Consider the following 18,878-nt stretch of genomic DNA (forward strand, 5'->3'; position numbering starts at 1 on the left):
GCCGCCTCAGCTCGCAATGGCGTCATAGCCGACCTCGTTGAACTCGATCAGGCAGAAGCCGTGGCCGAACGGATCGGCGAACATGGCGAGGCGGCCATATGGCGCGTCGCATATGTCGCCTTCCTGCACGGCACCGGCGGCCAGTGCGCGGGCGACGGCGGCGTCCATATCCTCGACCACGAAGTCGGCATGGATCGGCGACCAGTGCCGCTCATAGCGCCGCGTGTCGCCGCCGGCCGGGCCGATCGACGTGCCCGACTTCTTGGTCAGCAGGTAGATCGGCGCGTCCGACCCGAGCAGCTCGACGAAATCCGTGCCGAAGCGCCGCCCGACCCTCAGCCCCAAGGCCGCGCAATAAAAGGCCTCGGCCGCAGCGACATCTGGCACGTCGATGTTGAGCAGCAGGCCGGGCATGGGACTTACCAGACGCCGGTGTTCGGCATCGACTTCCACGGCTCGGCGGGCTCCAGATGGCCGTCCTGCAGCAGTTCCACCGAGATATTGTCCGGCGTGCGCACGAAGGCCATGTGGCCGTCGCGCGGCGGCCGATTGATCGTGACGCCGCCGTCCATCAGGCGCTGGCACGTCTCGTAGATATTCTCGACCCGGTAAGCGAGATGACCGAAATTTCGGCCGCCGTCATAAGCCTCCGCCTCGCCGTCCTCGGGCGGCCAGTTGTAGGTCAGCTCGACCTGCGCCTCCTCGTCGCCGGGCGCGGCGACGAACACCAGGGTGAAACGGCCCTGCTCGCTGTCGAAGCGGCGAATTTCCTTGAGGCCCAGCAGCTCGAAGAAGCGCAGGGTCGCATCGATGTCAGTCACGCGGATCATGGTGTGGAGATATTTGGGCATCGACTCGTCGCTCCATTCGTCGCCCGTCAGCAACGGTTCATCTCATTGGTGGCAAATCGCCTTCGCTGAGATAAGCTCAGGTCGTTGCGTGGGAAAGAGAGGATTTTTCCGATGGGGTGGATGCAGGACATGAACAAGATCGCGCTCGCCGGTGCGGTCGTGCTGTCGGGCGGACTGATCGTGGGCGGCTATCTGCTGGGCGACGGCCTGCGCCGCGCCCATGCCGCCGAGCGATCCGTCACGGTGCGCGGCCTCGCCGAGCGCAATGTGACGGCCGACCTCGCGACCTGGACCATCGCCTATTCGGCGACCGGCACCGATCTGCCGAGCGTGCGCGCCGAGATCGAGGCCAATACCGAAGCGCTGAAGGGCTATTTCCGCAACCTTGGTTTCCCGGCCGATGCGCTGGTGGCGACGGGCGCAGGCGTCAACCAGTTCATGAACAACGGCATCCCCAACATCACAATCACGCAGCGCATGCAGCTGCGCACCAGCGACATCCCCCGCGCCCAGCGCGCCGTCGCGAGCCAGTTCGATCTCGTGCGGCGCGGTGTCACCCTCCAGGAGGGATCGGCGATGAGCTACAGCTTCACCAAGCTCAATGACATCAAGCCGCCGATGGTCGCGGAAGCCACCAAGGATGCGCGCGCCGCCGCCGAGCAGTTCGCCAAGGATTCGGGCACGGCTGTCGGCGGCATCAAGAGCGCGACGCAGGGCTATTTCTCGATCGAGCCGCGCGACGGCGAGCAATCGGGCGGATACGGCGCAGCCGACACGCCCTTCAAGAAAGTGCGCGTGGTGACGACGGTGGATTTCTATCTGGACTGAGGCCCAGCGCTGACAGTCAGGCGAAGTAATCGGCCAGCAGAAGACCCGTGCCGATCAGTAGGGAAGCGTAAGTCATCAGCATGCCTGCCGCGCGCGGCGGCAGCGAACCGCTGAGCACACCGACCGCATGGCTCAGTCGGCCGAGCAGAAGCAGCAATGATGACGCCCAAAGCCAGGTCGCGCTGATCCCGGCCATTTCGCAAAGCCCGATCACGATGAGGCCAATGGGCACATATTCGATGAAATTGCCTTGCGCCCGGATTCGCAGCAACAGGCTCGCATTGCCGCCGTCACCATGGTTCACACCCGCTTTTCCGCGTCCCATACTGACGATCAAGCTGAGGACAATCAGCCCGAGGGTCGCGATGGCGGCAGTCAAACTCGTGATCGGCAACATATGCTTACCCCTTGTTGTCAAAGACTGAGCAGCAACCCCGCCAAGGCCGCGCTCATGAGATTGGCCAAGCTCCCCGCCACCAGCGCCTTGATTCCGAGCTTGGCGATCATCGGGCGCTGATTGGGCGCGAGATTGCCGGTGACCGCCATCTGGATCGCGATCGACGAGAAATTGGCGAAGCCGCAGAGCGCGAAGGTGATGATCGCGACGCTGGTCGGCGAGAGGCTGCCCTGCACCGCGCCCAGCTCGATATAGGCGACGAACTCATTGAGCACGACCTTGGTGCCGAACAGGCCGCCGGCGATCTGCGCTTCGTTCCAGGGAATGTTGAGCAGTAGCATGACCGGCGAGAAGATCTTGCCGAGCAACATCTGGAAACTGAGATCGGGATAGCCGAACCAGCCGCCGATTCCTGCCAGCAGACCATTGGCGAGCGCCACGAGCGCGACGAAAGCGAGCACCATGGCGCCGACTGCGACCGCGAGCTTGACGCCGGTCTGCGCGCCCTGCGCCGCCGCCATGATGATGTTGGCGGGCTTCTCCTCGTCATGGCTGGCTTCCGGCATCGGCTCGCCGGGCGTGCCTTCGGGCAGCAGCGCCGCCGGTCCCTTGCCGCTGATCCGCGTCTCGGGGAGGTGCAGGTTGGCATCGCCGGGCGTCTCGAGCGGCAGAACGCCCTGCGCCGGGGTGCGGTCGTCGGGCATGATGATCTTGGCCATGAGGATGCCGCCGGGCGCGGCCATGAAGCTCGCCGCCAGCAGATAGTCGATCTTGATGCCCATCGAGGCATAGGCTGCGAGGATCGTGCCCGCGACGCCGGCCATGCCGCTGGTCATCACGGTGAAGAGCTGCGCGGGCGTGAGGCCCGCCAGATAGGGCCTGATCACCAGCGGGCTTTCGCTCTGGCCGACGAAGATATTGGCGGCCGCGCACAGGCTCTCGACCTTGGAGACGCCGGTCACCTTCTCGATACCGCCGCCGACCCAGCGCACGATCTGCTGCATGATGCCGAGATAATAGAGGATCGAGACCAGACTCGCGAAGAAGATGATGACCGGCAGCGCGGCGATGGCGAAGCTGGTGCCGCCGATCTCGGGCCTGGCGAGCGGGCCGAAGATGAAGTCCGTGCCAGCCTGCGCATAGCCCAGCAGATTCGAGACGCCGCGCGACATGGCCGAGATGACCGCCTTGCCGGCCGGAACATAGAGCACGAGAATGGCGATGCCCGCCTGCAGCGCGAACGCTGCCCCTACGACACGCAGGCGGATCGCCCGGCGATTGTTCGAGAGCAGGAATGCGATGGCGAGAATGGCGAAAATGCCGCCGAGGCCGATCAGGATAGGCATGAAGCTGGTAGCGATCCCCTTCGCGCCGCCCGAGCGGCTGGCGCACGGGGAGTCCTTATACAGCCGAGCGGCGCAGCGGCAATGCGGTGGGGGTGGAGCGTGGGATCAGCTCTTCTTCAGCAGGTCCAGCACGACGGCGGTCATCGCCGTGGCGCCGGTGACGACGGCGGGCTCTGGCGAGATCCGGAAGAAGGGCGAGTGATGCGAGGGGATGGCCGGGCCGCCGGCCTTCTCGGCATCGATCGCGGCCTTTTCCGCGCCGCCGACCGCGAAGAAATAGCCTTTCACGCCGGTGTCCGCCGTCACGAAATAGGCGAAGTCCTCCGAGCCCATCGTGGTCTGCTCGAACGGCGTGACGTGGTCGGCGCCAAGCGCTGTCGCGAGCGCCGCGTTGAGGCGGCGGGCGAGCGCGGGATCATTGGCGGTGACAGGGGTGCTTTCCGGGATGGTGACGACCGGCATCTTGTCCTTCGGCATGCCGTTGAGCTCGCCAATGCCTGCCGCGACGCGCTTGACGCCCGCGATCAGCTCGGCGCGTCGTTCCTCGTTGTTGGCGCGTAAGGTCACCTGCAGCCTGGCTTCCTCGGAAATGATGTTGTGCTTGGCGCCGGCATGGAAGCTGCCGACGGTGATGACGCCGGGATCGAGCGGCGGGCGCTCGCGGCTGATCAGGCCCTGCAGCGCGATGACGAGCTGCGAGGCCATATAGACCGGGTCCTTGCCCTGATGCGGCGCGGCGCCATGCGCGCCAATGCCAGGCACCGTGATGTCGATGGCGTCGCCCGACGAATATTGCGTGCCCTCGGCCGCCGAGACAGTGCCGACCAGCCGCGAGGCATCGACATGCCAGCCGATCGCATAATCGGGCTTGGGAAAGCGGGTGTAGAGCCCGTCCTTGATCATCGCGATGGCGCCGCCGAGGCGCTCCTCGGCCGGCTGCGCGATGAAGACGATCGTGCCCGACCAGCGATCCTTGAGCGCGGCCAGCCGCCGCGCGGTGGCGATGAGGCCGGTGATATGCGTGTCGTGGCCGCAGGCATGCATGACCGGGGAGTCGACGCCGTCGATGCCGACCTGCCGCGCCTTGCTCATCACGGCGAGACCGGATTTCTCCTCCAGCGGCAGCCCGTCCATGTCGGCGCGCAGCATCACCGTCGGCCCGGCGCCGTTCTCCAGCACGCCGACCACGCCGGTGCCGCCGACCTTCTCGGTGACGACGATGCCAGGCACGGCCCGCAGCGCAGCGGCCATCTTGGCCGCCGTCTGATATTCGCGGAAGGAGAGCTCGGGATTGCGGTGGAAATCCTCCCACATCTTGCCGAGGTCCTTCGCATAGTCCGCGCGGATCGCGGCGGCGTAATCCGGTTCGGCGATGGCGGCGGTGCTCGCGAACAGCAGGGCGACGGCGGCCGGAAAGACGATGCGCATGGACAGGTGACTCCGCTCAGATATGAGGCGCACTATCGGCAGAGGGCCGCGCAAAGCACAACATATTTCATGCGGGCATCCGCCGCTCGCCCGCCTCTTTCCACGGCCGGTCAAAGCCGATAGACCAGCTCGATGGCCGAACCTGCTCCCAGCGCATCCGCGCAAACGCCGCTCTCCTGGTCGCTCTTCGTTTTCTCGGTGCTCTACGGCGGCATGGTCTGCATCGCCGGCGTGCTGGGCGCCAAGCAGGTCGCGCTCGGGCCGCTCGCAGTCGAAGCCGGCATCTTCGCGTTCCTGCTGCTGGTGATCCTGTCGAGCGCAGTCACGGCGCTGCACGGGCAGCGCATCGGTACCTTGCTGGTGCGCCTCGGCTTCATTCCGCTGATCGTCTCGGCGCTGCTGATCCAGATCGTGATCGCGCTGCCGCATGACGAGGGCATGTACCCACCCGCGATCGAGGCCTTCCCGATCATCGTCGGCCAGGGCGCGCGGATGATGCTGGCGGGTCTCATTTCCTACGGCATCTCGCAGACGCTGAACGTGACGATCTTCTCGAAGCTCTCGGGCGGTACAGGCAAGCTGGTCTGGCTCTGGGGCATGATCGCCAGCGTCATATCGCAGATCATCGACACGCTGCTGTTCATCACGATCAGCTTCTATGGCGAGCGGCCGATCATGGACCTGATGGTCGGACAGATGATCACCAAGGTGGTGCTGTCGGTCATCCTTGTGCCGCCGCTGATCACGGCGTTCGTGGTGCTGGGCAGGAAGCTCGACGCGCGGGGGTAGGTTCGACCTTCCGCCTTTTCTGTTCCCCGGCGAAGGCCGGGGTCCAGTCCTCTACAATAGACGCACGCGCCAGCGTGCCTTCGGCGCTTCGCGCCGAGTCTGGCCCCCGGCCTCCGCCGGGGAACAGCTAGAAGGATAGTGGCTGTCTCAGAAGGTCTTGCCGGTCCGGTTCTTGACGCTCGGTAGCTCATCGACCCGCGCGTGCCAGTCGGCCAGCGCTTCCAGTTCCGGCGCGACCTCAAGACCCGCACCCGTGGCGAAGGCGATGGCAGCGAACAGCGAGATATCCGCCAGCGAGAAGCTGTCCCCGGCAAGATAGGGCCGTTCCCGTAACACGCCGTCGAAATAGGGCAGGTTCGCCACCGCCAGCGCCCCGCGCCGAGCGCCCCAGGCCTGTTTCTCCGCCGCGTCCCACTCCGGCATGCGCCAGGGCCGCAGCTTCTCGCCGAGACCCTTGGTCCCGTAATGGAAATAATCGTCGATCGGATCGAGCAGCATGATCTCGACGCGCCGCTGCATCATCTGGATCAGCGCTCGCTCGCGCGGGGTCCGGCCGGTAAGGGTCGGGTTGCCGTCGAGCGTATCGAGATATTCGGTGATCGCTGGCGATTCCGAAAGCGCCAGCCCGTCATCCAGCACCAGCACCGGCGTCTTGCCGATCGGGTTCAGCGTCAGGAACCAATCCTCCTTCTGCTGCGCATTGACGAGATCGATGGGGATGAGCTCGACTTTGTCGTCCAGCCCCTTCTCTGCAAGCACAATACGGATGCGGGCGGCATTGGGTGTTCCCTGACGGTCATACAGTTTCACGACTCACTCCCTATCTACTGGTAGATAGATATGCAAAAGAGCGTTGCACGCCGACCCTGTCAATGCCTATCTATCGATAGACAGGCAGGTGAGCATGAGCGACACACGCGAAACGATCATGACGGTGGCGCGCGGGATGGCGCAGGCGCATGGCTATGGCGGCCTCAGCTTCCGCGAGTTGGCCAGCGCGATCGGGATCAAGAGCGCCAGCATCCATTATCATTTCCCGACAAAGGGCGATCTCGGCGCCGCGCTGGCGCGGCGTTACACGGAGGATGCACGCGCCAGGCTCGACGCGATCGAGCAGGAAACCGGCGACCTCGGGATCCGTTTGCGGCGCTATGCCGGCATTTTCCGCGTCGCGCTGGCCAACGGCAATCGCATGTGCCTGTGCGGCTTCATGGCCGCCGAACATGACGATCTGCCCGACGCCGTGAAGGCGCAGGTACAGGCCTTTGCGGACGTGAATATCGACTGGCTCTCGCGCATTCTTGCCGAGGCCGAGCTCGGCGCGACGCCGCGTGCGAAGGCGCGCCGCGCCCGCGCCATCTTCGCCGCGATCAGCGGGGCACAGCTCATCGCTCGCAGTCGCGACGACATCGCCCTCTATGACGAGATCATCGCGAGCTATTGCAGCACGGGGCTGATCCCCGCCTGACCGCTTTCTTGCAGGCAACCCAAGAAGCGCCTATGCGCCCGCGCATGACCGATCGCTACGCGCCCGACCCTGCCCTGCTCGCCAAGGCCGAGACCCTCACCGAAGCCCTGCCCTATATGCAGCGCTATGCGGGCGAGACGTTTGTGGTGAAATATGGCGGCCATGCCATGGGCGATCCGGAAGCGGCGCGCGACTTCGCCGAGGATGTCGTCCTCATGAAGATGGTCGGCATCAATGTCGTGGTCGTCCATGGCGGCGGCCCGCAGATCGGCGCGATGCTCAAGAAGCTCGGCGTCGAGAGCAAGTTCGTGAACGGCCTGCGCGTCACCGATGCCGAGACGGCCGAGATCGCCGAGATGGTCCTCGCCGGATCGATCAACAAGCAGATCGTCGGCTGGATCGCCGGCGCGGGCGGCCGCGCGGTTGGCATTTCCGGCAAGGATGCGGGCCTCGTCCTCTGCGAAAAGGTCGGCGACAAGCGGGAGCCCGATCCCAACAGCGGGATCGAGCGCAATGTCGATCTCGGCTTCGTGGGCGATCCGGTGAAGGTCGACCGGCGCATTCTCGACAGTCTCTCGAGCGACGGCATCATCCCGGTCGTCGCCCCGGTCGGCATCGGCGCCGATGGACATACCTACAATGTCAACGCCGACACCATGGCCGGCGCCATCGCGGCCGAGCTCAAGGCACGGCGCTTCTTCCTGCTGACCGACGTCCCCGGCGTGCTCAGCAAGGACAAGGAGCTGCTGTCCGATCTCGATCCTGAAAGGATCGGCGGCCTCGTTGCGGACGGCACTATTTCCGGCGGCATGATCCCCAAGGTCGAGACCTGCGTGAAGGCGGTCGAGGGCGGTGTCGATGCGGCGGTCATCCTGGACGGCCGCGTGCCGCATGTGATGCTGCTCGAAATCTTCACCCATGAAGGCGCGGGCACTCTCGTTCATATGTGAGGCTCACGCCGCGTCGATGATCAGCGGCTTGAGCCGTTCGATCGCGGCGATCAGCTCGGTCACCTTGAGCGGCTTGCTCAGGACCAGCGCGGTCGGATCCAGTCGTCTGGCTTCCTGCGGATCGCCTGTGACATAGACGACCGGAATGGTGCCGACCGTCGATCGGATCGTCTGCACTGCGGCATGTCCCAGCCCGTCGCCCAGATGAAGGTCCGAAATGATAAGATTGGGGCGATAACGCTCGGCCTGCGCGATGGCCGCCTGCTCGGAACAGACGATCATCGTACTCACCGCTCCGAGATCCTCGATCAGAGCCTGGACGCTCATCGCGAGCAATGTGTCGTCTTCGATGATCAGAACATGCATGGGCGCGGCGCGCTTGGATGGCTTCTTCGTGGCGGGCGATGGAACGCTGCGAGGCCGGGATGTTTCCCGATCGTGCTTTGGCCGCAAGGCGTCCCAAGTCGTCTATCGCGGCGTGCAAGGGGAGAGCCTGTCTCAAATTGGTGCAGCGCAAGCCGTCGCGACGCGATGCGCCGGGGAACTTGATACAAAGGTCCGAGTTTGGCCCAATATGTCTCGCATCCTGATGCTGAGGCTTGGGGGCGATCTTGTGGGAGAAGATCGCCCCCATTCTCGATCTGACCCGACGGCGGAAGCGTGTCTGTCAACATGCGGCAAACCAATGCATGGTTCCGGAAACGGTTCCGATGCGACCGGGCGCCCAAATCTGTGCTCATGCCGTTGCAACGGCAGCTGTGGGGTGGCAGCGGCGGCAATATCGTCGCAACCGGTCGTTCCGAATTCGCCCAACCACCCTAAGCGCTTGCGAGAGGTGTATTAGCTGGGCTAGACTCTCCGGGATTTCTTTCCACAGGACATTTCATGGCCCTTGCCCTTCTCCAGACGCTGGCGATCCTGCTTAACGTGGCATGGTGGATCATCATCGTGCAGGCGATCCTGAGCTGGCTCATCGCCTTCAACGTCATCAATACGAGCAACGACATCGTGCGCAGCATCTGGGTCGCGCTCGATCGGCTGACCGAGCCGCTTTACCGGCCGATCCGCCGCATCATGCCGGATCTTGGCGCGCTCGATCTCTCGCCGATGGTCGTACTCATCATCATCATCATCCTGCAAGGCCCCGGCCTCACCGCATTGTCCTCGCTGCTGCTGACCTGAGCCGTGCCGGTCCGCCGCGACGGAGCCGACCTTCTCGTTGCCATCCGCCTGACGCCGAAATCCGCGCGTGAGCGGATCGGTGGCACCTTCACTGATTCGGCCGGCCAGCGCTGGCTGCAGGCGAGCGTCGCCACGCCGCCCGAGAAGGGCAAGGCCAATGCAGCGCTGATCGCGCTGCTTGCCGCCCGGCTCGGGTTCCCGCGCGCGTCGATTTTGCTGGAGACAGGCGATACCAACCGGCTAAAGCGCCTGCGAATTTCCGGCGGCGGCGACGCGGCCGAGGCGCTATTGAAGACGATCGCAAAACAGGAACGGAACGAGAGATGACTCTGGGCAAGACAATCGACGGCAAGGCCTTCGCGGCGAAGGTGCAGGACAAGGTAGCGCAAGGCGTCGCCAAGTTCACGCAGAGCCAGGGTCGCAAGCCGGGTCTCGCGGTCGTGCTCGTCGGCGAAGACCCGGCCAGCGCCGTCTATGTCCGCTCCAAGCACAAGATGACGATCCAGCTCGGCATGGAGAGCTTCGAGTTCAAGCGCCCGGCCAGCATCAGCCAGGAAGAGCTGATGGAACTGGTCGAGGAGCTGAATGGCGATCCGCGCGTGGACGGCATCCTCGTGCAGTTGCCGCTGCCCAAGCATCTCGACGAGCAGGCAGTGGTCGAGCTCATCAATCCCGACAAGGATGTCGATGGTCTGACCCCGATCAGCACCGGCCGCCTCGCGCTCGGCCTGCCCGGCCTCGTGCCCTGCACGCCGCTCGGCAGTCTCATGCTTCTCCAGGACGAGCTTGGCGATCTTTCCGGCAAGAATGCCGTCGTCGTCGGCCGCTCGATCCTGGTCGGCAAGCCGATGGCGCAGCTGCTGCTGAACGCCAACGCGACCGTGACGATCGCGCACAGCCGCACGCAGGATCTCGCCAGCGTCGTGCATCAGGCGGACATCGTCGTGGCCGCCGTCGGCCGCCCCGAGATGATCAAGGGCAGCTGGATAAAGCCCGGCGCGACCGTGATCGACGTCGGCATCAACCGCGTGCCGGCCGAGGAAGAAGGCAAGACCAAGCTGGTCGGCGACGTCGATACGGCGGGCGCGATCAGCCATGTCGCCGGCATCACGCCGGTGCCGGGCGGCGTGGGTCCCATGACCATCGCCGTGCTCATGCGCAACACGCTGGCCGCCGCGCATCTGCGCGCTGGCCTGCCGGCCCCCGAGGGCCTTTGAGCCGCCTTGCCACTCTGACTGCGAGCGTCGCGCTGCTGCTCAGCGCCTCGCTCGCCGATGCCCAGCCGCGAAGGCCGATGCGCGGCGGACCGATGAGCGCCAATCCGAGCGCGATCGTCTCGGCCGAACTCGGCTTCGCCCGGCTCGCGCAGGAAAAGGGGCAATGGACCGCCTTCCGCGAGACCGCGGACAAGGACGCGGTCATGTTCGTGCCGGATGCCGTCAATGCGCAGACCTGGCTCAAGAAGCGCGCCGATCCGCCAAAGGCCATCGCCTGGCAACCCTATCGGGTGTTCGTCTCCTGCGACGGTAGCTATGCGCTCTCGACCGGGCCGTGGACGCGGCCGGACGGCTCGACCGGGACGTTCAGCACGATCTGGCGGCGCCAGAAGGACGGTGGCTACAAATGGGTCATCGACTTCGGCAGCGGCACGCAGATCCCGCCGCAGGAAGAAGTGATGATCGAGGGCCGGATCGCCAAATGTGGGCCAGGCATGCGCCGCTCCGCCGATGGTCCCGATGAGGGCATCGACGGCCGCCCGCCGCGCGGCGAGCGTGGGGACGGCCAGCGTGAGTCCCGGCAGGACGTCGTGCTGATTCCCAACCCCCCGCCGGCGAGCGGAGACGGCCAGTCCAATGACGGCTCGCTGCGCTGGCGCTGGACCAAAAGCGAGCGCGACACCAGCTTCGTCGTCACGCTGCGCGCCGAGAACGGCGAGCAGACCGTGCTCAACGAAACGGCGCCCGGAGCGGCCTCATGATGGAGCTGTTCATCTCGGCGTTCATCACGCTCTTCGTGGTCATCGATCCGCCGGGTTGCGCACCCATCTTCTATGGCCTGACGACCGGCGCGAGCACGCAGCAGCGCCGCCGCATGGCGATCCGCGCGGTGATCGTGGCGACGCTGATCCTGCTGGCCTTCGCGGCGGTGGGCGAGGATTTCCTGCGCCTGCTCGGCATCAGCCTGGAAGCATTCCGCATCGCCGGCGGCATCATGCTGTTCTTCATCGCGATGGACATGGTGTTCGAGAAACGCACCCAGCGCCGCGAGGATCGTGCGCAGAAGATCAAGGAAACGCCGGAGATCGAGGATGTCTCGATCTTCCCCATGGCCATGCCGATGATCGCCGGGCCCGGTTCGATCGCGACGGTCATGCTGTTGATGGCGCGCGCGCAGGGCATGGAGCAAAGCTTTGTCGTGCTAGGCGCGCTGGCGGCAAACCTTGTCATATTGGCTGTCGCGATGCTGACCATCGGGCCGCTCATGCGCCTGTTCGGCAATCAGGTGGAAGCCGTCATCACGCGCCTGCTCGGCGTCATCCTCGCCGCGCTCGCCGTCCAGTTCGTGCTGGACGGGCTGGAAGGCAGCATTCTCTAGCTCGTTGAGAACTTGCTGTTCCCCGGCGCAGGCCGGGGTCCAGGCTCAGCGCGGCGCGCCGAATGCATGCTCCCGCATGCCTCCTTGTGGGACTGGACCCCGGCCTGCGCCGGGGAACGGTTGATGGGGATTAGCCTGCACCCTCAACAGCCGGCACAATCTTGATCTCGACGCGGCGGTTCTGCGCCTTGCCGTCGATCGTTTCGTTGCTCGCGATCGGGCGGGTCTCGCCATAGCCCATGGTCGCCATGCGCACCGAGGCGACGCCATGGCTGGAGAGATAGCCTGCCACGCTCTGCGCGCGACGCTCCGAGAGCGTCTGATTATAGGCTTCCGTGCCGTCCGAATCCGTGTGGCCAAGCACGTCGATCGCGGTCTTGGGATATTCCGACAGTGTCTGGGCGACCTGATCGAGCGTCGACTGGAACTGCGGCTGGATGGCCGACTGGTTGGTCGCGAATGTGATGCCCGACGGCATGCGGAGCAGCAGTTCGTCACCCTGACGGACGACGTCCACGCCGGTCCCTGCGGTCTGTTCTCGGAGCTTCTTCTCCTGCGCGTCCATGTACGCGCCGACGCCCGCGCCCGCGATCGCACCGATGCCGGCACCGACGATCTTCTCCGTGCGGTCGTTGCGGCCGCCGAGCAGATCGCCCAGCAGATAGCCGCCCAGCGCGCCGCCGACGCCGCCGATCGCGGCCTTGGAAATCCGCTTGTTGCCGGTCTCCGGATCGGTGACGCAGCCGCCAAGGGCCAGCGCGCCGATCATCGTTGCCGCCAGTGCGGCTCTGCTGTGGCTGCGGAAATTCATCTCTTGTCTCCCATCGGCTATTCTGCCCCGAACCGGAGCCTGTCTGTTCAAAATGGATCGGAGGCGCTGATCGTTCCCTGAACGGTCCGTCGTCCTGCGTTCAGTTTTGTCACATCTTCTCACGGGCGCATGGCGCACGAGCCTTGTGGCGGACGGCAAAAGGCGGCTAAGAAGGGCGCGGTTCGATGCCCCTTTCCCAAACCCTGCCCGCCTTTCCCTGGATCGATGCCGCCATCGTGCTGGCCCTGATCGCGCTCAACGGCGTCTTCGCCATGTCGGAGCTTGCCATCGTCTCGTCGCGCCGTCCGCGCCTTCAGGCCATGGCCAAGGTCGGCAAGCGCGGCGCCAATGCCGCGCTGGCACTCTCGGCCGATCCGGGGCGCTTCCTTTCCACGGTACAGATCGGCATCACCGGCATTTCCGTCCTGTCGGGCGCCTTTTCCGGCGACAAGCTCGGCGGACCGCTGGGCAAATATCTGGAGCTGTTCGGCCTTTCGCCCGAGACGGCGGAAAATGCCGGCTTCGCCGTCGCGATCATCCTCACGACCTATGTGTCGCTGATCATCGGCGAGCTCGTGCCCAAACAATATGCGCTGCGCAATCCGGAGCCGCTAGCGGCGCTGGTCGCACCGCCGATGATCTGGCTCTCCAAGATCACCGCGCCGCTGGTGTGGCTGCTGGATGGCTCGAGCGCGCTCATTTTCCGCCTGTTCCGCATGAAGCCGGAGACAGCCGATCATGTCACGGCCGAGGAGCTGCAGCTCATCGTCGCCGAGGCAAGCCGCCATGGCGTGATCGAGGAAAGCGAGCGCGCGATCATCTCGGGCGTGGTGCGTCTCGCCGACCGGCCGGTGCGCGAAGTGATGACGCCGCGCCGCGATGTCGACTGGCTGGATGCCGACGCACCGCCGGAAGAGACGCGCGCGCGGCTGCTCGACACCCCGCACACCCGCCTGCCCGTCGCCCGCGGCACGGTCGAGAACATCATCGGCGTCATCCAGGCACGGGACGTCATGTCGGCGCTGCTGCGCAGCGAGACGATCGATCTGGAAAAGCTGCTGTCGCCGGTCTCGATCCTGCCCGATCAGGTCGATGCGATGGATGCGCTCAACCGGCTGCGGGAAGCGGACGTGCCCATGGTCATGGTCCATGACGAATATGGCCATTTCGAAGGGATCGTGACCCCGTCCGACCTCATGTCGGCGATCGCCGGCGAGTTCGTATCCGATCAGGATCTCTACGCACACCCGATGGTGACGGAGCGCGAGGATGGCTCGCTGCTGGTGTCGGGGCAGATGCCGGTCGACGCGCTCGCGGAGAAGCTCGACCTCGATCTTTCGGAAGACCGCGACTATGCGACCGTCGCAGGTTTCGCGCTCGCGGTGCTGCGCCGCCTGCCCGAGGAAGGCGACCATTTCAGTGAGCAGGGCTGGCGCTTCGAGATCGTCGATATGGACGGCCGCAAGATCGACAAGCTGCTGATCAGCGCGGAGACGGACTGAGCCGTTTTCAGGCCAGCGGCAGATGGAAGAAGCGGCTGAACGCATTCGGCTGATAGTCGCTGAACGCCTCGCCCTCGACGAAGCCATTGGCACGGTAGAGCGCAAGCGCCGGCTCGAACTCCGGCGCGCTGCCGGTCTCCAGCGACAATATTGCCAGCCCCTCGATGTGGGCTTGCGCCAGCAGATGGAGCAATAGCGCCTTCGCGACACCCTGTCGCAGATGGTCGGGATGCGTGCGCATCGACTTGATCTCGCCGTGCCGGGCGTCGAGCCGCTGCAGCGCGATCATTCCCGCCAGCGCTTCGCCGCGCCAGGCGCCCCAGAGCGTGAGATTGGGCTTGGCATAGCCCGAGAGATCGAGCGCGAAGACGCTCTCCGGCGGGGAACTGGCATGCATGCCGGCCAGATGCAGCGCGATCAGCGCGCGCACCGGCTCCAGCGCGGTCGTGACGGGTTCGATCCTCATGACGCCCTCATGGCATCAATGCGCCCGCTCAGGAAAGATGGCCGTAGCGCTGCTCGAAGCTTTCCATGTCGCCGCGCGCCAGCAGCCGGGCCTGCGCGATCCACTCGTCACGGAGGATCCGGCCCTTGAAGACACCGAGTTCGCCGTCGATCCGCTCGATATCCTCCGGCATCCAGCCTGCAATGTCCCCGAAGCGCTGCACGCCCAGACTGCGCAGTGCCGCGTCGATCTCCGGACCGATGCCCTTGATCATCGTCAGATCGTCCGGCACCTCGTCCTGCTGCGCGGCAATGGCCGGCCCGAGCTCGTCCATCGGCGGCTGATGTGCGGGCGCTGCATCGGCAGCCGTCGCATCCTGTTCGGGAGTCGTCTCGTTCCCCGGCACATCGGTGAGCAGCGCCGGCGCGGTCTCTCCTCCCTCCTCGCTCCCTGCGGCATCGGGAGCGATCTTCTCGGAGAGTGACGCCCCATCGGCAACCTCTGGCTCGGTAACAAGCGCGGGGGGCCGAATGGAAGAAGGCGGAGGCGCATAGTCCGGCTTCGGCCAATCGATCAGCTCGTCGTCGAGCCCAAGCACGATCGGCGCCGGCACCGGTTGATGGCGCCAGATATGCCAGCCGGTGAAGAAGCCGATGCCGAGCACGATGAGGAGTCCGTACCAGTAGAAGCCGATCAGCGCGATCATGAGCGCCTCCAGATCGCCGCGGCCGCGCCCAGGCCGAGCGCGAAGGCGATGCCGAACAGCAGCAGGGTCTTCAGAAGCAGCATCAGGCGCCTCCCGCCGAGACGGTGAAGGTAATGCGGCGATTGGCGGGATCGCCTGCCTGACCGGCGCGGACGGGACGGCTGGAACCATAGCCCCGCGCACTCAGCAGCTTGTCCGATACGCCTCTGGCAACGAGCTCGTCTCGTACCCGCTTCGCCCGCTCTTCGGACATGATGCGGTTGATCCCCTCATCGCCCTGATTGTCGGTGTGACCAGCCACTTCAAGCGCATAGCCGCTGCAATGCTTGAGCGTCGCGGCAACGTCCTTGACGATCGCGCGCGTCGTCGCGTTGAGCCAGGCGCTGCCGGGCTGGAAGCTCATCACGCGACCGCCCACCGCACCGTCCACTGCCTGCTGGCACTGGCCCGACGGCACCGGTCCGGTGGCGATCCGTACGGGCGGCAAGGGCTTGTTGACCAAGGCCGGTGGCACGTCCGTCTTCACGGCGAGCGCGACGGCATTGGCCGGCGGCAGGTCCGCCGTTGCGGCGGTTGTTCCCTGAGATGCGACCTCGACGTCGCCGGCGATCCTCTCGAACGCAGCGCCCTGCCCGAGCGGGCCATGTAATCCCAAGGCTATCAGCGCCGTGACGCCAGCACCGACCGCAATTTTGAGACCGTCATGCACGATGACGCTTCTCCCCACATTTCACCCGGGGAGAGAAGCTGACAGTTTCGGCGTTTACCATCAACCCCCGCGCGCGAAGGTCGTTCCGATATGAGACTCGGGCGACGGACGGCGGTTCAGTCGGCCTGCGCGAGCGCCTCGCGCGCCACTTCCCGCCAGCCGATATCGCGCCGGCAGAAGCCGCCCGGAAAGTCGATACGATCGACCAGCGCATAGGCGGCGTCCTGCGCATCGGTCACGCGGCGCCCGAGCGCCGTCACCGCCAGCACGCGGCCGCCATTGGCGATGAGCGCGCCCTTTTCGGCCGTACCCGCATGGAAGATGACGGAGCCTTTCGGTGCATCCGGCAGGGTGATCGGCGCACCCTTCTCCGGCGTGCCGGGATAGCCTTTGGCTGCCATCACGACGGTCAGCGCGGCGTCCTTCGAAAAGACCGCGGGCGGCGCACCGGCGAGCCGGCCCTGCGCGACGGCGAGCAGCAGATCGACCAGATCGCTCTCCAGCCGCAGCATCAGCACTTCGCACTCGGGATCCCCGAAACGGCAATTATATTCGATGAGCTTGGGGCCTTGCGCGGTCAGCATGACGCCGAGGAACAGCACGCCGGAAAAGGGCGTGCCGCGCGCCGCGAGCGTCTCGACGGTCGGCGTGATGATGCGCGCCATGATGTCGGTCTCGATGGCGGGCGTCAGCACCGAGGCGGGGCTGTAGGCGCCCATGCCACCAGTGTTGGGGCCGGTGTCGCCATCGCCGACCCGCTTGTGATCCTGCGCCGTGCCGAAGGGGACGACGCTCGTCCCGTCCGTGAGGGCGAAGAAGCTGGCTTCCTCGCCGTCCATAAACTCCTCGATTACCACTTCTGCGCCGGACGCGCCGAAGCTGCCGCCGAACATGTCGGTGATCGCAGCTTCCGCCTCCTCGCGGGTCTGGGCGATGATGACTCCCTTGCCGGCCGCAAGCCCGTCCGCCTTCACGACGACAGGCAGCGAGAAGTCGGCGAGCGCAGCCAGTGCCTGATCGGCCTGCGTGCAGCGGATATAGCCCGCGGTCGGGATATCCGCCTCGCGGCAGAGATCCTTGGTGAAGCCCTTCGACCCTTCGAGCTGCGCGGCCGCCTTGCCCGGGCCGAAGACGGCGAAGCCCGCAGCGCGCAGGCTGTCCGCGATACCGTCGACCAGCGGCGCTTCGGGACCGACGACGACGAGGCCAATCTGCTGCACCTGGCAAAAGCCCACGACGGCCGCATGATCGGCCAAGTCGAGGTCGACCAGCACGGCATGCGCCGCTATGCCCGGATTGCCCGGCGCGGCGAACAGCGCCGAGCAGCGTGGCGATTGCGCCAGCTTCCAGGCAAGGGCATGTTCGCGGCCGCCACTGCCGAGCAGAAGGATATTCATGGAAGAGGGTCCCGTCCGGTTCGATGCGTCCGGCCGCCTGTTAGCGCAGGAACGGCAGGGGGACAATCAGCCCCCGGTCAGCGTCTCGGAATTGTCGTCGCAGCTCAAGCGCACGGTCGAGGATCGCTTCGGCCATGTGCGGCTGCGCGGCGAAATTTCGGGCTGGAAGCGGGCCGCGTCGGGTCATGCTTATCTGGCGCTCAAGGACGATGCGGCACTGATCGACGGCGTGATGTGGAAGGGAACGGCGGGGCGGCTGGCCTTCGCGCCGGAGGACGGGCTGGATGTCATCGTCACCGGCAAGGTCACCACCTATCCCGGCCGCAGCAAATATCAGATCGTCATCGAAAGCATGGAGCTGGCCGGCGAAGGCGCGCTCATGCAGCTCTTCGAGAAGCTGAAGGCGAAGCTGACCGAGGAAGGCCTGTTCGATCCCGCCAGGCGCCGGCCGATCCCGATGCTGCCGCACGTGATCGGCGTGGTGACGTCGCCAACCGGCGCGGTCATTCGCGATATCCTGCATCGCCTCGGCGATCGCTTCCCGAGCCGCGTGCTGCTCTGGCCGGTGCTGGTGCAGGGCGACGGCGCAGCGGCGCAGGTGGCGAATGCCGTGCGTGGTTTCGGCGCGCTGCCCGTCGATGGGCCGGTCCCGCGGCCCGATGTCGTGATCGTCGCGCGCGGCGGCGGCTCGATCGAGGATCTCTGGACGTTCAACGAGGAGATCGTGGTGCGGGCCGTCGCGGCCTCGCCGATCCCGATCATCTCCGCCGTCGGGCACGAGACCGATACGACGCTGTGCGATTTCGCCGCGGACTTGCGCGCTCCGACACCGACGGCTGCCGCCGAGATGGCAGTGCCCGTGCGCGCCGAGCTCATGGCCAATGTCGCGGAGCTCGATGCGCGCATGCGGCGGTGCCTGGCGCGCGGCGTGGAGCGCTCACGCGAGCGCCTGGAAGCCCAGAGACGATTGCTGCCCAAGCCGGACGTGCTGCTCGGGCAGGCGCGGCAACGGGCCGACGATCTGGGCGATCGCCTGCGTCGCGGGCTGTCGCATCGGCTGACGCGAGCGCGGCACGAGCTCGCGGATGCAGGCGGTGCCCTGCGACCGGCCCTGCTCGACGCCAAGGTCGCGCGCGGGCGTCAACAGCTTGCGGCAGTGCGCCTGTCGCCCGTGCTACTGGAGCGGCTACTAGCGGATTCGCAGCGCCAGTTCGACGGGCTGTGGCGCCTTGCCCAGTCGCTCAATCCGGATGCGCCGCTCTCGCGCGGCTTCGCGCGTGTCATGGCGAGCGGCGTATTAGTCCGCTCGGCGGACGCGGCGCGGGCGGCCGGACAGGTGACACTGAAGTTCGCCGATGGCGAGGTTGCCGCGATCACGGGCGAGACGCGACCGGAGCCGCCGGCACCGCCTGCGCCCCGGCCGGCGCGCAAGGTCGCGCCCGCCCCCCCGGGCCAGACCGACCTGTTCGACTGA

The 18,878-nt window shown here is 66.0% G+C and carries 23 protein-coding genes; 11 read left to right on the top strand and 12 right to left on the bottom strand.

Features of this window, described 5'->3' with window-relative positions; genetic code table 11:
- Positions 1 to 6: 6 nt before the first annotated feature.
- Both KM135_RS06830 and KM135_RS06835 read right to left on the bottom strand, forming a co-directional pair.
- Positions 7 to 414, bottom strand: a complete 408-nt coding sequence (locus tag KM135_RS06830) for a VOC family protein (protein WP_221713240.1) — start codon at positions 412 to 414, stop codon at positions 7 to 9.
- Between the two features lie 5 nt (positions 415 to 419).
- A complete protein-coding gene (locus KM135_RS06835) occupies positions 420 to 851 on the bottom strand; it encodes a VOC family protein (RefSeq protein ID WP_221713547.1) in 432 nt (143 codons plus the stop codon).
- Positions 852 to 971: 120 nt separating this feature from the next.
- On the opposite strand from KM135_RS06835, the gene KM135_RS06840 reads away from it, so the two are divergent.
- Entirely contained in the window at positions 972 to 1,679 is a 708-nt protein-coding gene (locus KM135_RS06840; RefSeq protein WP_425517017.1) for an SIMPL domain-containing protein, read from the top strand.
- Between the two features lie 16 nt (positions 1,680 to 1,695).
- Here KM135_RS06840 and KM135_RS06845 read toward each other — a convergent pair whose 3' ends face one another.
- From KM135_RS06845 to KM135_RS06855, 3 genes are all read right to left on the bottom strand, one after another.
- Positions 1,696 to 2,076: an MAPEG family protein gene (locus tag KM135_RS06845; RefSeq protein ID WP_221713242.1), complete on the bottom strand. Its 381-nt coding sequence runs from the start codon at positions 2,074 to 2,076 to the stop codon at positions 1,696 to 1,698.
- A 17-nt stretch (positions 2,077 to 2,093) separates the two neighbouring features.
- On the bottom strand, positions 2,094 to 3,422 hold the full coding sequence (locus KM135_RS06850; RefSeq protein ID WP_221713243.1) for a NupC/NupG family nucleoside CNT transporter: 1,329 nt from the start codon (positions 3,420 to 3,422) through the stop codon (positions 2,094 to 2,096).
- A gap of 105 nt (positions 3,423 to 3,527) precedes the next feature.
- On the bottom strand, positions 3,528 to 4,850 hold the full coding sequence (locus KM135_RS06855; RefSeq protein ID WP_221713244.1) for an amidohydrolase: 1,323 nt from the start codon (positions 4,848 to 4,850) through the stop codon (positions 3,528 to 3,530).
- Positions 4,851 to 4,982: 132 nt separating this feature from the next.
- Between KM135_RS06855 and KM135_RS06860 the strand changes: the two genes are divergently transcribed.
- Positions 4,983 to 5,639: a queuosine precursor transporter gene (locus KM135_RS06860; RefSeq protein ID WP_221713245.1), complete on the top strand. Its 657-nt coding sequence runs from the start codon at positions 4,983 to 4,985 to the stop codon at positions 5,637 to 5,639.
- Positions 5,640 to 5,786: 147 nt separating this feature from the next.
- Here the strand turns inward: KM135_RS06860 and KM135_RS06865 are convergent, their stop codons facing one another.
- The gene (locus KM135_RS06865; RefSeq protein WP_221713246.1) at positions 5,787 to 6,449 is read right to left on the bottom strand and encodes a glutathione S-transferase family protein; all 663 of its coding nucleotides are present in this window, start codon (positions 6,447 to 6,449) and stop codon (positions 5,787 to 5,789) included.
- Between the two features lie 94 nt (positions 6,450 to 6,543).
- On the opposite strand from KM135_RS06865, the gene KM135_RS06870 reads away from it, so the two are divergent.
- Both KM135_RS06870 and argB read left to right on the top strand, forming a co-directional pair.
- A complete protein-coding gene (locus tag KM135_RS06870) occupies positions 6,544 to 7,107 on the top strand; it encodes a TetR/AcrR family transcriptional regulator (RefSeq protein WP_221713247.1) in 564 nt (187 codons plus the stop codon).
- 32 nt (positions 7,108 to 7,139) lie between these two features.
- Positions 7,140 to 8,057, top strand: a complete 918-nt coding sequence (argB, locus tag KM135_RS06875; RefSeq protein ID WP_221713548.1) for an acetylglutamate kinase — start codon at positions 7,140 to 7,142, stop codon at positions 8,055 to 8,057.
- Positions 8,058 to 8,060: 3 nt separating this feature from the next.
- On the opposite strand, the gene KM135_RS06880 is transcribed toward argB, so the two are convergent.
- The gene (locus KM135_RS06880) at positions 8,061 to 8,423 is read right to left on the bottom strand and encodes a response regulator (protein ID WP_221713248.1); all 363 of its coding nucleotides are present in this window, start codon (positions 8,421 to 8,423) and stop codon (positions 8,061 to 8,063) included.
- Between the two features lie 519 nt (positions 8,424 to 8,942).
- Between KM135_RS06880 and KM135_RS06885 the strand changes: the two genes are divergently transcribed.
- The 5 genes from KM135_RS06885 to KM135_RS06905 are packed head-to-tail and all read left to right on the top strand — an operon-like array spanning position 8,943 to position 11,834.
- Positions 8,943 to 9,239 carry a YggT family protein gene (locus KM135_RS06885; protein WP_221713249.1) on the top strand — a complete coding sequence of 99 codons (297 nt, stop codon included), beginning with the start codon at positions 8,943 to 8,945 and terminating at the stop codon, positions 9,237 to 9,239.
- Between the two features lie 3 nt (positions 9,240 to 9,242).
- Positions 9,243 to 9,566: a DUF167 family protein gene (locus KM135_RS06890; protein ID WP_221713250.1), complete on the top strand. Its 324-nt coding sequence runs from the start codon at positions 9,243 to 9,245 to the stop codon at positions 9,564 to 9,566.
- A complete protein-coding gene (folD, locus tag KM135_RS06895; RefSeq protein ID WP_221713251.1) occupies positions 9,563 to 10,456 on the top strand; it encodes a bifunctional methylenetetrahydrofolate dehydrogenase/methenyltetrahydrofolate cyclohydrolase FolD in 894 nt (297 codons plus the stop codon). The genes KM135_RS06890 and folD overlap by 4 nt, the downstream gene beginning before the upstream one ends.
- Positions 10,453 to 11,217, top strand: a complete 765-nt coding sequence (locus tag KM135_RS06900) for a Cif family virulence factor (protein WP_221713252.1) — start codon at positions 10,453 to 10,455, stop codon at positions 11,215 to 11,217. Before folD ends, KM135_RS06900 begins: the two co-directional genes overlap by 4 nt.
- Positions 11,214 to 11,834 (top strand): MarC family protein, encoded by a 621-nt coding sequence (locus KM135_RS06905; protein ID WP_221713253.1) that lies wholly within the window; start codon positions 11,214 to 11,216, stop codon positions 11,832 to 11,834. Before KM135_RS06900 ends, KM135_RS06905 begins: the two co-directional genes overlap by 4 nt.
- A gap of 130 nt (positions 11,835 to 11,964) precedes the next feature.
- On the opposite strand, the gene KM135_RS06910 is transcribed toward KM135_RS06905, so the two are convergent.
- Entirely contained in the window at positions 11,965 to 12,645 is a 681-nt protein-coding gene (locus KM135_RS06910; RefSeq protein WP_221713254.1) for a YiaD family glycine zipper/OmpA-like lipoprotein, read from the bottom strand.
- A 185-nt stretch (positions 12,646 to 12,830) separates the two neighbouring features.
- On the opposite strand from KM135_RS06910, the gene KM135_RS06915 reads away from it, so the two are divergent.
- Entirely contained in the window at positions 12,831 to 14,147 is a 1,317-nt protein-coding gene (locus KM135_RS06915; RefSeq protein ID WP_221713255.1) for a hemolysin family protein, read from the top strand.
- Positions 14,148 to 14,154: 7 nt separating this feature from the next.
- Here KM135_RS06915 and KM135_RS06920 read toward each other — a convergent pair whose 3' ends face one another.
- The 4 genes from KM135_RS06920 to purD form a co-directional block, all read right to left on the bottom strand.
- Entirely contained in the window at positions 14,155 to 14,613 is a 459-nt protein-coding gene (locus tag KM135_RS06920; protein WP_221713256.1) for a GNAT family N-acetyltransferase, read from the bottom strand.
- 28 nt (positions 14,614 to 14,641) lie between these two features.
- On the bottom strand, positions 14,642 to 15,298 hold the full coding sequence (locus KM135_RS06925; RefSeq protein WP_221713257.1) for a hypothetical protein: 657 nt from the start codon (positions 15,296 to 15,298) through the stop codon (positions 14,642 to 14,644).
- An 82-nt stretch (positions 15,299 to 15,380) separates the two neighbouring features.
- Positions 15,381 to 16,007, bottom strand: a complete 627-nt coding sequence (locus KM135_RS20145) for an OmpA family protein (protein WP_221713258.1) — start codon at positions 16,005 to 16,007, stop codon at positions 15,381 to 15,383.
- A gap of 116 nt (positions 16,008 to 16,123) precedes the next feature.
- Entirely contained in the window at positions 16,124 to 17,404 is a 1,281-nt protein-coding gene (gene purD, locus KM135_RS06935) for a phosphoribosylamine--glycine ligase (RefSeq protein ID WP_221713259.1), read from the bottom strand.
- Here purD and xseA point away from each other — a divergent pair.
- On the top strand, positions 17,403 to 18,878 hold the full coding sequence (gene xseA / locus KM135_RS06940; protein ID WP_221713260.1) for an exodeoxyribonuclease VII large subunit: 1,476 nt from the start codon (positions 17,403 to 17,405) through the stop codon (positions 18,876 to 18,878). The two genes, purD and xseA, sit on opposite strands and share 2 nt — an antisense overlap.

It is taken from the genome of Sphingobium xanthum (assembly GCF_019737615.1).
GTDB lineage: Bacteria > Pseudomonadota > Alphaproteobacteria > Sphingomonadales > Sphingomonadaceae > Sphingobium > Sphingobium xanthum.

What these genes read in the sequence shown, in the direction of transcription:
- KM135_RS06905 (WP_221713253.1), top strand. Translation starts at nt 11,214, where the DNA reads ATGATGGAGCTGTTCATCTCGGCGTTCATCACGCTCTTCGTGGTCATC.
- xseA (WP_221713260.1), top strand. Translation starts at nt 17,403, where the DNA reads ATGGAAGAGGGTCCCGTCCGGTTCGATGCGTCCGGCCGCCTGTTAGCG.
- KM135_RS06850 (WP_221713243.1), bottom strand. Translation starts at nt 3,422, where the DNA reads ATGCCTATCCTGATCGGCCTCGGCGGCATTTTCGCCATTCTCGCCATC.
- KM135_RS06880 (WP_221713248.1), bottom strand. Translation starts at nt 8,423, where the DNA reads ATGCATGTTCTGATCATCGAAGACGACACATTGCTCGCGATGAGCGTC.
- KM135_RS06860 (WP_221713245.1), top strand. Translation starts at nt 4,983, where the DNA reads ATGGCCGAACCTGCTCCCAGCGCATCCGCGCAAACGCCGCTCTCCTGG.
- KM135_RS06920 (WP_221713256.1), bottom strand. Translation starts at nt 14,613, where the DNA reads ATGAGGATCGAACCCGTCACGACCGCGCTGGAGCCGGTGCGCGCGCTG.
- KM135_RS06855 (WP_221713244.1), bottom strand. Translation starts at nt 4,850, where the DNA reads ATGCGCATCGTCTTTCCGGCCGCCGTCGCCCTGCTGTTCGCGAGCACC.
- argB (WP_221713548.1), top strand. Translation starts at nt 7,140, where the DNA reads ATGCGCCCGCGCATGACCGATCGCTACGCGCCCGACCCTGCCCTGCTC.
- KM135_RS06840 (WP_425517017.1), top strand. Translation starts at nt 972, where the DNA reads ATGCAGGACATGAACAAGATCGCGCTCGCCGGTGCGGTCGTGCTGTCG.
- purD (WP_221713259.1), bottom strand. Translation starts at nt 17,404, where the DNA reads ATGAATATCCTTCTGCTCGGCAGTGGCGGCCGCGAACATGCCCTTGCC.
- KM135_RS06910 (WP_221713254.1), bottom strand. Translation starts at nt 12,645, where the DNA reads ATGAATTTCCGCAGCCACAGCAGAGCCGCACTGGCGGCAACGATGATC.
- KM135_RS06925 (WP_221713257.1), bottom strand. Translation starts at nt 15,298, where the DNA reads ATGATCGCGCTGATCGGCTTCTACTGGTACGGACTCCTCATCGTGCTC.
- KM135_RS06885 (WP_221713249.1), top strand. Translation starts at nt 8,943, where the DNA reads ATGGCCCTTGCCCTTCTCCAGACGCTGGCGATCCTGCTTAACGTGGCA.
- KM135_RS06915 (WP_221713255.1), top strand. Translation starts at nt 12,831, where the DNA reads ATGCCCCTTTCCCAAACCCTGCCCGCCTTTCCCTGGATCGATGCCGCC.
- KM135_RS06845 (WP_221713242.1), bottom strand. Translation starts at nt 2,076, where the DNA reads ATGTTGCCGATCACGAGTTTGACTGCCGCCATCGCGACCCTCGGGCTG.
- KM135_RS06835 (WP_221713547.1), bottom strand. Translation starts at nt 851, where the DNA reads ATGCCCAAATATCTCCACACCATGATCCGCGTGACTGACATCGATGCG.
- KM135_RS06870 (WP_221713247.1), top strand. Translation starts at nt 6,544, where the DNA reads ATGAGCGACACACGCGAAACGATCATGACGGTGGCGCGCGGGATGGCG.
- folD (WP_221713251.1), top strand. Translation starts at nt 9,563, where the DNA reads ATGACTCTGGGCAAGACAATCGACGGCAAGGCCTTCGCGGCGAAGGTG.
- KM135_RS06830 (WP_221713240.1), bottom strand. Translation starts at nt 414, where the DNA reads ATGCCCGGCCTGCTGCTCAACATCGACGTGCCAGATGTCGCTGCGGCC.